The following is an 11,761-nucleotide window of genomic DNA, read 5'->3' as shown; positions in this document are numbered from 1 at the left end:
GAATGGGGTGCGTGCGGCCGGTTCGCCAGCTTTGCAACAAATGATCAGAGGATGACGCGGTAATGGGTGGTGAGCCGGCGGTCCTCGCCGAGCAGGTGGAACGCGATCATCGGGGGCAGGTCACGGTCGAAGACCTCGTCGGTCTCGAACGGCAGCATCAGCGTCGAGGTGACGCTCGGGGCGACCAGGAGCGGGCGGCCGGCGAACGTGGCCGCGGCCGGGGTGTGCGCGTGGCCGCAGAGCACCGCCACCACCTGCGGGTTGCGCTCCAGCACGGCGGCGAGCCGCTCGGCCCCGAATTGCCGTATCTCGTCGACGAAGGGCAGGCCCAGCGGGACCGGCGGGTGGTGGAAGCAGACCAGGGTGGGCAGGTCGGGACGTTTCGCCAGGGCGGCGGTCAGCCACTCCAGGGTCTCGTCGGCGAGCAGGCCGTCGTTGCGGCCCGGGATGCTCGAGTCGAGCATCAGGATCAGCGTGCCGGCGATCTCGAACGCCCGGTTGATCGGCCGGGCATCCGGCTCCTCGCCGAGCAGCGCCTTGCGGTAGGGCTCGCGGGCGTCGTGGTTTCCCGGGCACCAGAGCACCGGGACGTCCAGATCGACGAGCTGGCGGAGCCGCTCGTACTCCGCCTCGGCGCCGTGGTCGGCGAGGTCGCCGGTGACGATCACCGCGTCGGGCGGTGTCGGCAGGCCGGCCAGGTAGTTGAAGACCCGGCCGGCGCGTTGGACACTGCGCTCCTCCGCGTCGATATGGACATCACTGACGTGCGCGAATATCCCCATAGCGCTGACGCTACGCGCAAGAACGCCTACGCTTCGACGTCCAATAGGCGACACCTGTCGAGGCGGGACTCCTAGGCGGCGAGCCGGTAGAGGACGTGCCGGCGGCCGGACCAGTCCGGCGGATCGGTGGGGTAGTCGAAGTCCTCGGCCGGGTCGTGGGTCATACCCAGCTTCTCCATCACGCGACGGGAGTTCGTGTTCAGCGCCGAGGTCATCGAGACGAGCCCCGGAAGACCCAGGACCTCGAAGGCGTACGCCCGGACGTCGCGGGCGCCTTCCGTCGCGTACCCGACGCCGTGAAACCTTGCACCCAGCCGCCAGCCGATCTCGATGGCCGGGGCGAACGAGAGGTAGGCCGGCACCGCCTGCAGGCCGATGAAGCCGGCGAAGTCGCCGGTGTCCTTGATCTCGACCGCCCAGAGACCCCAGCCCTGCTCGGCGACGGCGGCCTCCTTCTGGTCGGCCATCGCGTCGCTCTGGGCCCGGGTGAGCCGGGACGGGAAGTGGCGCATGACGACCGGGTCGGCGTTCATCTCGGCGAACGGCTCGCGGTCGGCGGCGCGCCACTGGCGCAGCAGAAGCCGCTCGGTGGTGAGAGTCATCGGTCTCCCCAGGCTTTGCACACGAGGTCGGGCAGGATCTGGGCGGCCGGGCCGCGCAGGTTGATCGTGGCCACCGAGTCGATCGGGGTCGGCTCGGGGTTGATCTGGATGACCGCGGCGCCGGCCCGGGCCGCCATGTACGGAATTTCGGCGGCCGGGTGGACCAGGCCGGACGTGCCGATGGTGAGCAGCAGGTCGCAGTCGGAGGCGGCCTCGGTCGCGGCCGACAGCGCATCGGCCGGCAGCGGCTCGCCGAACCACACGACGCCGGGCCGCACATCGTCGCCGCAGTCGGCGCAGGCCGGCGGCGGGATCCGACCGCCCTCGGCCGGCAGCTCGGAGACGGCGGCCGCGTGCCCGCAGGCCGAGCAGCGCGGCGCGAACAGACTGCCGTGCAGGTGGACGATCCGGGTGGTGCCGGCCCGCTCGTGCAGGTCGTCGACGTTCTGGGTGATCACCAGGGTGTCCGGGGTGTGCGCGGCGATGGTGGCCACCGCCCGGTGCCCGGCATTCGGCCAGACCAGCTCGACCTCGGCCCGGCGCCACTCATACCACCCCCAGACCAGGGCGGGGTCGGCCTCGAACGCCTCCGGGGTGGCCAGTGCCTGGGCGTCGAAGCGCTGCCAGAGGCCGGTCAGCGCGTCCCGGAAGGTGGGCACACCGCTCTCGGCGGACATCCCCGCACCGGTGAAGACCACGATCCGCTCGGCATCGCGGAGCAGGTCTCCGGCGTCGCGCTCGGGCATCTCGCCTCCCGGCAGCTCAGCGCCGCAGCCCCAGTGGCGCGGCCGTCCGCGCGAATTGTTCCGTACCGGGGGCGCGGACGCTCCCCCATATCCCCCGCCGGTGCGTGTCACGGCGTGTTCATTATTGACAGATGTCAATTCAGCATGGATGGTAGCTGTCACTCGCCGGGTCACGCCCGCGGAGGTTGAGGGCATCCTCCGCACCTTCCCCCATGGCCCCCTGGCCTCGTCCACCGAGGCCAATATCCCCAGCGGAGTTCAGCCCTCATGTCCAGAAAACGCATGCGCCTGCTCGTCAGCGCCATCGCCGGCGTGCTCATCGCCGCCTTCGCCGTCGCCATCCCGGCCGGCCCCGCATCCGCACACGGCAACGTCATCGGTCCCGCCTCCCGCAACTACGGTTGCTGGCAGCGCTGGGGCGACAAGTTCCAGGATCCGACCATGGCCACCCTCGATCCGATGTGCTGGCAGGCCTGGCAGGCCGACCCCAACGCGATGTGGAACTGGAACGGCCTCTATCGGGAGGGCGTCGCCGGCAACCACCAGGGCGCCATCCCGGACGGTCAGCTGTGCAGCGCCGGCCACACGCAGAGCGGCCGCTACAACGCGATGGACACGGTCGGTGACTGGAAGGCCACCACGGTCAGCAACAACTTCACCGTTCAGGTCTTCGACCAGGCGCTGCACGGCGCCGACTACCTGTGGGTCTACGTCACCAATCCGGGCTTCGACCCGCGGACGACCGCGCTGAAGTGGTCGGACCTCACCCGCGTCTCGGTGGTCGGCAACACGCCGGCGGCACAGTGGACGACGGTGACCGGCGGCGTGCAGCTGAACATCCCGGTGTCGGTGACCGGCCGCACCGGCCGGGCCATGGTCTACACGATCTGGCAGGCCAGCCACCTGGACCAGTCGTACTACTGGTGCAGCGACATCGACTTCGGTGGCGGCACCACGACCACCGCGCCGACCACGGCCCCCACCACGGCCCCGACGACCGCACCCACCACCGCGCCGACGACCGCGCCGACCACGGCGCCCACGACGGCTCCGACCACCGCGCCCACCACCACCCCGCCGGCCTCCGGTGCCTGCTCGGCCTCCTACCAGCTGGCCAGCCAGTGGTCCGGCGGCTACCAGGGCACGGTGATCGTCACGGCCGGTTCCTCGGCGATCAAGAGCTGGACGACGAAGCTGACCTTCCCGAGCGCGCCGAGCATCCAGCAGACCTGGAACGCCACCTCGAGCGTCAGCGGGAACGTACTGACGTCGACGAATGCCAGCTACAACGGCGCGCTGAGTGCGGGCGGCAGCACCACATTCGGCTTCCTCGCCTCCGGCACGGCGGCCACCCCGACGGTCACCTGCAGCGCGACGACCTGACGAACCCCTTCTCAACTCCCGAACGGCCCGCTAGAGTCATTTGGGAGCGCTCCCAGCATTGACCCCCACGAATGAAGGGAGACCCACCAGCATCTCTCGCGTGACACCGGTTCCTGAGACACCAATCCGTCCACATGGACTGGAGCGGGGGTCGGGACGCCCTCCCCGTCCCCCGCTCATTTAACGTCAAGCGTCAGGCGAACAGCGCGCTGACCGACTCACCGTTGTGGATGCGGCGCATCGCCTCGGCGAGCGCCGGCGCCACCGACAGCACGGTCAGCTTCTCCGTGTGACTCTCCGCCGGGATCGGCACCGTGTTGGTGCAGACGATCTCCAGGATGTCCTCCTCCTCGGAGAGCCGCTTGACCGCATCGCCGGAGAACAGGCCGTGCGTGCAGGCCACCCGGACGCTGCGCACGTTCCGCTCGCGCAGCCGGGCGAGCAGCTCGAACACCGTGCTGCCCTTGGCGATCTCGTCGTCCAGCACGATCACGTCGCGGCCGGCCACGTCGCCGATCACCGTACTGATCACCACCTTGTCGTCGGCGAAACGCTGCTTCGCCCCCGCCGCCACCTCCACGCCGAGCAGGCGGGCGAACGCCGCCGCCTCCTTCGCGTTGCCCAGGTCGGGCGAGACCACCACGGTGTTGCTCAGGTCGTAGCCGCGGAAGTGCTGGGCCAGCTCGCGCAGCGCGTGCAGGTGGTCGACCGGGATGTTGAAGAAGCCATGCACCTGCGGCGAGTGCAGGGTCATCGCCAGCACCCGGTCGGCGCCGGCGGTGGTCAGCAGGTCGGCCACCAGGCGGCCGCCGATCGAGATGCGCGGGGCGTCCTTCTTGTCGCTGCGGGCGTACGCGTAGTGCGGCAGCACCACGGTGATCCGGCCGGCGCTGGCGCCGCGCGCGGCGTTGAGCATGAACAGCAGCTCGACCAGGTTCTCCTGGGTCGGCGGAACCAGCGGCTGGATCAGGAAGACGTCCTTCTCCCGGCAGTTGCCCTGCAGCTGCACCTCGATGCAGTCGTTGGCGAACCGGGAGGTCTTGGTGGGCATCAACGGCACGCCGAGGTTGAGGCAGATCTCGGTGGCGAGCTCAGGGTGGGCGGATCCGGTAAATACGGCGATGTCACGCACAAGAACCACCCTAAGAGCATGCCATCGGACCCTTACGAGCGACCTTGCGCGGACACCTTCAGGGATATCCGACCTCCGTGCCGCCACCGCACCGGCAGATCGTCGTTCGCGGCCGCGGGTCGTCAGGGTGGCCGGAATTTCGCTAGCGTGACCGCATGAACGGACTCGCCGTGGCCTGCCGCCGGGTGGTGCACATCTATCGGGCCGAGGCCGGTGACGTGGTGGCGCTCGCCGGGGTCGACCTCTCCATCGCACCCGGCGAGACGATCGCCCTGGTCGGCCCGTCCGGGTCCGGCAAGTCGACGCTGATCGCGCTGCTCGCCGGGCTGATGCGGCCGTCCGCCGGCCGCATCAACATCGGCACCTACGACATGGGCAAACTCTCCGACGGCGAGGTCTCCCGGCTGCGCGGCACCGAGATCGGCGTGGTCCTGCAGGGCGCTTCGCGCAACCTCTTGCCGTACGCGTCGCTGCACCGCAACATCTGGCTCGCGCAACGGCGGGCCGCGCACACCCGCGGCATCAAGCTCGACGACCCCGACCGCATCCTCGACCTGGTCGGCCTGCCCGGCCAGGGCCGCCAGCGCCTCTCCGACCTGACCCCGGGCGGCCGGCAGCGCGCCGCCCTGGCCGTCGGCATCGCCACCGGCCCGGGCCTGCTGCTGGTCGACGAGCCGACGAGCCGGCTCGACACGGCCGGCCGCGACGAGGTGCTGGCCGCGATGGAGACGGTGAACGCCGAGCGCCAGACCACGATCGTGGTGGTCACCCACGACAACGAGGTGGGCGCCCGGCTGGGCCGCGCGGTGACGATCCGCGACGGCCGGGTCGGCGCCGAGGGCCGCGACGGCCAGGACTTCGCGGTGGTGGCCGGCGACGGCACCGTGCAGCTGCCCCCGGAGGTGCTCGGCAGCTACCCGCCCGGCACGCTCTTCACCGTCCAGCACATCGACGGCGAGGTGACCCTGGTCCCGGGCGGCACCGAGCACGTGGCGTAAGCCCTCAGGCGCGGGCCCAGCTCGCTTCGCCGTCGGCCAGGTGCAGCTCGCGGTCGCAGGCCGCGGCGGCCTCCGGGTCGTGGGTGGCGAAGACGACCGCGGCACCCCGGGTTGCCTCGGCGCGCAGCAGCTCCATCACGCGCTGGCGGTTGGCGGCGTCCAGCTCGCTGGTGATCTCGTCGGCCAGCAGGATGTCGCCGCGCAGGGCCAGGCCCCGGGCGATCGCGGTGCGCTGCTGCTGGCCGCCGGAGAGCTCCTCGATCAGCTGGTTGGCCTGGCCGGACAGGCCCAGCGGCTCCAGCGACTCGGCGGTGCGGCGGCGGGCCTCGGCGGGAGTGCCGCCGGTGGCGATCACCGCGACCGAGATGTTCTCGGCGGCGGTCAGGATCGCGGCCAGGCCGTTGTCCTGCGGGATCAGCACCACCTTCAGGGCGACCGCGTGGTCCCGGTCGGTCAGCGGCTCGCCGTCGACCTGGACCTTGCCCGAGGCCGGGCGCAGCAGGCCGGCCATGGCGCTCAGCAGCGTCGTCTTGCCGGCGCCGGAGGTGCCGGTCACGGCCAGGATCTCGCCGGGAGCGGCGGTGACCGTGACGCCGGTCAGCACCGGGCGGTCACCGTTCCAGGCCAGGTCGGCCCCGTCGACCGTCAGCGTCTTCACTGGAATTCCCCCGTCAGCAGTGCCCAGCCGGTCAGCGCGCAGGCTACAGCCAATGGCGGCGGCGCAGGTAGAGCCAGAGGCCGCCGGCCGAGACGAGGATCAGCGCGATGCTCTCGATGTAGCCCCACGGCTTGGCGTAACCCGGGTAGGGCAGGTTCTGGCCGAAGTAGCCGGTCAGGGCGGTCGGCACGGCGATCACCGCGGCCCACGCGGCCAGCTTGCGGGTGATGTCGTTGAGCACGTTGCCCTGCTCGGCCAGGTCGGCCTGCAGCAGGCTCGCGATCCGGTCGCGCAGGTGCTCGACCTGGTCGAACGCGTGCCGCGCGTGGTCCTCGACGTCCCGGAAATACGGCGCCAGGTCGTCGTCGACCAGGCCCAGGTCCTTGCGCATGGCCGAGGCGACCAGCTCCGGCATCGGCGCGACCGCCCGGCGCAGCGCGGCCACCGTCTTGCGCAGCCGCAGCCCGCGCATCCGCACGTCGCGGGGCGCGCCGCCCTCCTCCAGCAGCACGTCCTCGACGCCGTCCATCGCCACGTCCAGCTCCTGGGTGGCCGAGATGTGCCCGTCGACCACCACGTCGAGCAGGCCGTGCAGCAGGAACGCCACCCCGCCCGACTCGACCAGCTCGGCGTCGGATTCCCAGCGCTCGATGAACCGGGCGGTGTCACTCGGCGCCTTACGGACGGTGATCAGCGCCCGGTCGGTGACGAACGCGCTGATCTCGGTCTTGCCGAACGGCGGATAGGCCGGGTCGGTGGACACGTCCACCGCGTACACGTTGAGGAAGAGGTGTTCGGGATAATGGTCGAGCTTGGGCCGTTCGTGCTCCTCGGCGGCGTCCTCGACGGCCAGCGGGTGCAGGTGGAACTCCTCGGCCACCGCGGCCAGGTCGGCCGCGCTCGGCCGGTAGAGGTCGAGCCAGAGCACCGCCTGCGGGTGAGCGGCGAGTTTCTCGTGCACCTGGTCGGCGGGAAAATCCTCGGCGATGACCCGGCCGTGCTCGTAGAGGCGGGTCTCGGCGGGGCAGGTGGGGGCAATCACCGTCACACTATGCCCCACGATCGTCACCGCCATACGATGAGCCGTGACCTGGATCGATCACCTGCTGACCTCGTTCTACAACGCCAAGTGGCAGGTAACCGCCGACCAGGCGATCTACTACCGGGAGATCGTCGGGAACGCGTTCGGCCTCGGGTCGGCCCTGTTCGGCCTGCGGCGCAACGCGTGGGCGTGGCCGATCGGGATCGTCGGCAACGTGCTGCTGTTCACCGTCTTCATGGGCCAGGCCAATTTCTTGGGTGAGCACAGTGGCAACGACCAGGGCACCCCGCTCTACGGGCAGGCCTCCCGCCAGGTCTTCTTCATCATCACCAGCGTGTACGGCTGGTACATGTGGCGGCGCAACCGGACCCGTACGCACGGGGTCGCCGTCACCCCGCACTGGGCGACCGCGAAGCAGCGGGCCCTCTTCATCCCGGCCGCCCTGGTCGCCGTGGTCCTCTGCTTCTTCGTCTTCCGCGCCGTCGGCGCCGGATTCCCGGTGCCGTGGTGGTATTACCTGGCCGACTCGTGGATCTTCGTGGGCTCGATGCTGGCCACCTACGCGATGGCCCGCGGCTGGGTGGAGTTCTGGCTGGCGTGGATCGCCGTCGACCTGGTCGGCGTGCCCGAGTTGCTGCACTTCCGCTACTACCCGTCAGCGATCCTCTACGCCGTCTACGCAGCGTTCGTGATCTGGGGTTTCGTGGTGTGGCTGCGGATCTCCCAGGAGGAGACCCGCAGCCCAGCCCTGGCGCCCGCGTAGGGCGCTTGGAGGACCGCCCCGTTCGCTGTCCTGATCGTCTTGTCGTAGCGGCCGGCTATCCGGTAGCGCTCCTCGGTGCTGGCGGTCGCGTGGCGCTGGTCGCGGGGCACGCCGAGCAGCCAGCTCGCCTCGCCGGTGAACGTGTCGGTGACCGGGCCGCGGGCGTCGGACATCCGGATCTTCGTGGTCAGCCGGTTGTCGGCGTCGACGGTGATCGAGCCGTCGATCGCGAAGCGCTGGCCGAGGTGCGTGACCTTGCCGCCGGTCACGCTGGTCGCGTCGTCGGTCCAGGTCGCCCGCAGAGCGTCCGGGTTCTCGCCGTCACCCCACGTGTGCGTGCTGTCGTTGCCGACCCGCTGGGTGACGCTCGTCAAAACGACGCCATGTGAGGTGCGCAGATAGCCGGTTGCGCGGAGGGAATGACCACCGTGCGCCGTCACCGACCCCGGACCGGCCGTGACCTCGTTGACCAGCGGCTTCACATCCGAGGAAAGCAGCCCGCCGGTCACCCGGGTCGCGCCGTGGTCGCGCCGGCCCAGGAAGTTGACCGGGGTGTCCCAGCCGGACTGCCCGGCCGGCACGCCGACCACCCGGACCGCGACGCGATGGGCGGCGCCGTCGGTGAGCAGGCCCAGGTAGGGGGTCAGGTCGTAGGTGATCGGGCGGATGTCGAAGGCGCGGGGCGCGGGCACGACATACCAGAGGAAGGGGTTGGACCAGCCGCCCGTGTAGACGTGCGGGAACGGCGCGGCGATCCCGGCGACCTGGCCGTCGAGCAGCACCTGGACCTCGCGGTACGGGCCCGGGTCGGCCGGGCACGAATAGCCGGTGGAGGTCGGCGCGGTGAGATACCAGAACTCCTCGCAGCCGCCGCCCGAGCCGGTCGCGTAGACCTCGGCCAGCAGCTTCTCGGTGTTCCGCGGCACCGTCACGGTGCCGGTAAGGTCCGGGCCGTCCCGCCCCTGATCGGCCAGGGGAAGCACGTCATCCGGAACCGATGCGGCAGGGCCGGCGTAGAAGGTCAGCGAGACGCGGACGTTCAGCACGCCGGTGTAGGTGTCGTCGACCGTGTTGCCGAGGTACATGCTGACCGGCTGCGGCGATCGCAGCAGGGCCGCGTAGGACGTGACGTCCTTCTCGACCGACCAGGCGATGCCGTCCGGCGAGGGCTCGGGCGTGGACGTCTTGAAGACCTCGACCCCGCCGATCGTCAGCCAGCCGAGCCGGTCGTACTGCCGGCCCTTGACGTTGCCGTCGAGGCGGAGAACCACCTTGCTCCACGGCCCGCGGCACGGCGGCGTGTAGGAGTTGACGTAGGTGTCATAGCCGGCGAACGCGTGGTCCACGATCGTGGTGGAGCACGATTTTCCCGGCGGCACGACGATCGGCGGCGCGGCCGTGCGCGGATCGTCCCAGTCGGTGCCGAACTCGGCGGGCGGGACGACGGCCGCCTGCGCCGGCGACCCGGCGAACAGAACGAGCCCGGCAGCAGCGATGGCGATCAATCTGCGCATAAAGATCACCTTGCCACTACCGGGCATCGACGTCCATATATCAAGCCGCGGACGGCCCCACATTGGTGCGCGACCTGACGATCTCGGCCACGTGCGCGACGGCCTCGTCGATCGAGACGCCGTTGCGCTGCGAGCCGTCCCGGTAGCGGAAGGACACCGTGCCGGCGGCCACGTCGTCGTCGCCGGCGATCGCCATGAACGGGATCTTCTGCTGCTGGGCGGTGCGGATCTTCTTCTGCATCCGGTCGGTGGAGTAGTCGACCTCGGCCCGGATGCCCTCCTTCTTCAGGCGGGCGACGAAGTCGGCCAGGTAGTCGGCGTGGTCGTCGCGGATCGGGATGCCGACCACCTGCACCGGCGCCAGCCAGGCCGGGAACGCGCCCGCGTAGTGCTCGACCAGCACGCCGAAGAACCGCTCGATCGACCCGAACTTCGCCGAGTGGATCATGACCGGTTCCTGCCGGGTGCCGTCGGCAGCCTGGTATTCGAGGCCGAACCGGGCCGGCTGGTTGAAGTCGTACTGGATCGTCGACATCTGCCAGGTGCGGCCGATCGCGTCCTTCGCCTGCACCGAGATCTTCGGGCCGTAGAAGGCCGCGCCACCCGGGTCGAGCACGAGGTCGAGGCCGGTCTCGGTGGCTACGTCCTCGAGCACCTTCGTCGCCGCGGCCCACTGCTCGTCCGAGCCGATGAACTTGTCGCTCTTCGGGTCGCGGGTCGACAGCTCCAGGTAGTAGTCGTCCAGGCCGAAGTCGTCGAGCAACGAGCGTACGAAAGCAAGAAGGTGTTTGATCTCGCCGGGCGCCTGGTCGGTGGTGACGTAGGAGTGCGAGTCGTCCTGGGTGAGGCCGCGCACCCGGGTCAGCCCGTGCACCACGCCGGACTTCTCGTAGCGGTAGACCGTGCCGAACTCGAACAGCCGCATCGGCAGCTCACGGTAGGACCGCCCGCGCGACCTGAAGATCAGGTTGTGCATCGGGCAGTTCATCGCCTTGAGGTAGTAGTTCGCCCCTTCGAGTTCCATCGGGGGGAACATCGTGTCCTTGTAGTACGGCAGGTGCCCGGAGGTGTGGAACAGCCCCTCCTTGGTGATGTGCGGCGACCCGACGTACTGGAAGCCCTCCTCGATGTGCCGGGCGCGGACGTAGTCCTCCATCTCCCGCTTGATCACCCCACCCTTCGGGTGGAAGACCACGAGACCCGAGCCGATCTCATCGGGGAAGGAGAACAGGTCGAGCTCGGTGCCCAGCTTGCGGTGGTCGCGGCGCTCGGCCTCGGCAAGGCGATTGAGGTACGCCTTCAGGTCGTCCCGGGAGGGCCAGGCCGTCCCGTAGATGCGCTGGAGCTGCGGGTTCTTCTCGCTGCCGCGCCAGTAGGCGGCGGCCGACCGCATCAGCTTGAACGCCGGGATGAAGCGGGTCGACGGCAGGTGCGGGCCGCGGCACAGGTCGCCCCAGACGCGCTTGCCGTCCCTGTCGACGTTGTCGTAGTGGGTCAGCTCGCCGGCGCCGGTCGCCTTCGCTTCCTCGTCGACGTCGCCCTTGATGTCGACCAGTTCCAGCTTGAACGGCTCGTTCGCCAGCTCGACCTTGGCCTCGTCGAGGGACGAATACTCGCGGCGGCGGAACGTCTGGCCCGCCTTGACGATCTCCTGCATGCGCTTCTCGAGCTTGGCCAGGTCGTCCGGCTGGAACGGCTTCTCGACGTCGAAGTCGTAGTAGAAGCCGTCGGTGATCGGCGGGCCGATGCCCAGCTTGGCGTCGGGGAAGACGTCCTGCACGGCCTGCGCGAGCACGTGCGCGGCCGAGTGGCGCAGCACGTTGAGCCCGTCCGGCTCGTCGATCGCGACCGGGGTCACGTCGGTGTCCAGCTCCGGGGCCCAGTCGAGGTCGCGCAGACGACCGGCGGCGTCACGCACCACCACGACGGCCTTCGGCCCGCTGGTGGGCAGGCCGGACTTGGCCACCGCATCGGAGGCCGTGGTTCCGGCCGGGATTACCAGTGGAGCGGCGGACACGGTGATTCTCCTTCGACGACGGCTTTTCGGCCCAAAAGCGGTGCGGGCCGTTGCTGATGCTATCCGGCCGAAAAATTCTCCGAGGAGCGAGCAACCTTTCCCGGCGTGGCGGCCACTGTGTGGT

At 70.1% G+C, this 11,761-nt stretch carries 11 protein-coding genes; 3 read left to right on the top strand and 8 right to left on the bottom strand.

The genetic code is table 11. The features are described from left to right. Positions 1 to 44 precede the first annotated feature (44 nt). The 3 genes from Adu01nite_RS39275 to Adu01nite_RS39265 form a co-directional block, all read right to left on the bottom strand. The gene (locus tag Adu01nite_RS39275) at positions 45 to 782 is read right to left on the bottom strand and encodes a phosphodiesterase (RefSeq protein ID WP_203734410.1); all 738 of its coding nucleotides are present in this window, start codon (positions 780 to 782) and stop codon (positions 45 to 47) included. 71 nt (positions 783 to 853) lie between these two features. Continuing rightward, complete coding sequence (locus Adu01nite_RS39270) at positions 854 to 1,384, bottom strand: GNAT family N-acetyltransferase (protein ID WP_239133046.1); 531 nt, start codon at positions 1,382 to 1,384, stop codon at positions 854 to 856. Continuing rightward, positions 1,381 to 2,130, bottom strand: a complete 750-nt coding sequence (locus Adu01nite_RS39265; RefSeq protein WP_203734409.1) for an SIR2 family NAD-dependent protein deacylase — start codon at positions 2,128 to 2,130, stop codon at positions 1,381 to 1,383. Before Adu01nite_RS39265 ends, Adu01nite_RS39270 begins: the two co-directional genes overlap by 4 nt. Positions 2,131 to 2,397: 267 nt before the next feature. On the opposite strand from Adu01nite_RS39265, the gene Adu01nite_RS49185 reads away from it, so the two are divergent. Beyond that, a complete protein-coding gene (locus Adu01nite_RS49185) occupies positions 2,398 to 3,513 on the top strand; it encodes a lytic polysaccharide monooxygenase (protein WP_203734408.1) in 1,116 nt (371 codons plus the stop codon). Positions 3,514 to 3,706: 193 nt separating this feature from the next. Here Adu01nite_RS49185 and Adu01nite_RS39255 read toward each other — a convergent pair whose 3' ends face one another. Next, positions 3,707 to 4,645 (bottom strand): ribose-phosphate diphosphokinase, encoded by a 939-nt coding sequence (locus Adu01nite_RS39255; RefSeq protein ID WP_203734407.1) that lies wholly within the window; start codon positions 4,643 to 4,645, stop codon positions 3,707 to 3,709. Positions 4,646 to 4,800: 155 nt separating this feature from the next. Between Adu01nite_RS39255 and Adu01nite_RS39250 the strand changes: the two genes are divergently transcribed. Further along, positions 4,801 to 5,643 (top strand): ABC transporter ATP-binding protein, encoded by an 843-nt coding sequence (locus Adu01nite_RS39250; protein WP_203734406.1) that lies wholly within the window; start codon positions 4,801 to 4,803, stop codon positions 5,641 to 5,643. Between the two features lie 4 nt (positions 5,644 to 5,647). Here Adu01nite_RS39250 and Adu01nite_RS39245 read toward each other — a convergent pair whose 3' ends face one another. Both Adu01nite_RS39245 and Adu01nite_RS39240 read right to left on the bottom strand, forming a co-directional pair. Then, positions 5,648 to 6,301, bottom strand: coding sequence for an ABC transporter ATP-binding protein (locus tag Adu01nite_RS39245; RefSeq protein ID WP_203734405.1), 654 nt, complete (start codon positions 6,299 to 6,301; stop codon positions 5,648 to 5,650). A gap of 43 nt (positions 6,302 to 6,344) precedes the next feature. After that, on the bottom strand, positions 6,345 to 7,343 hold the full coding sequence (locus Adu01nite_RS39240; RefSeq protein WP_239133045.1) for a magnesium transporter CorA family protein: 999 nt from the start codon (positions 7,341 to 7,343) through the stop codon (positions 6,345 to 6,347). Between the two features lie 43 nt (positions 7,344 to 7,386). Between Adu01nite_RS39240 and Adu01nite_RS39235 the strand changes: the two genes are divergently transcribed. Continuing rightward, positions 7,387 to 8,106, top strand: a complete 720-nt coding sequence (locus Adu01nite_RS39235) for a nicotinamide mononucleotide transporter family protein (RefSeq protein WP_203734403.1) — start codon at positions 7,387 to 7,389, stop codon at positions 8,104 to 8,106. On the opposite strand, the gene Adu01nite_RS39230 is transcribed toward Adu01nite_RS39235, so the two are convergent. Beyond that, a complete protein-coding gene (locus Adu01nite_RS39230) occupies positions 8,019 to 9,620 on the bottom strand; it encodes a peptide-N4-asparagine amidase (protein ID WP_203734402.1) in 1,602 nt (533 codons plus the stop codon). The genes Adu01nite_RS39235 and Adu01nite_RS39230 overlap by 88 nt on opposite strands. A gap of 40 nt (positions 9,621 to 9,660) precedes the next feature. After that, the gene (gene thrS, locus Adu01nite_RS39225) at positions 9,661 to 11,637 is read right to left on the bottom strand and encodes a threonine--tRNA ligase (protein ID WP_239133044.1); all 1,977 of its coding nucleotides are present in this window, start codon (positions 11,635 to 11,637) and stop codon (positions 9,661 to 9,663) included. Positions 11,638 to 11,761 lie beyond the last annotated feature (124 nt).

This window comes from Paractinoplanes durhamensis (genome assembly GCF_016862175.1).
Classification (GTDB): Bacteria; Actinomycetota; Actinomycetes; order Mycobacteriales; family Micromonosporaceae; genus Actinoplanes; species Actinoplanes durhamensis.
This window is presented reverse-complemented; position numbering and strand designations above follow the sequence as displayed.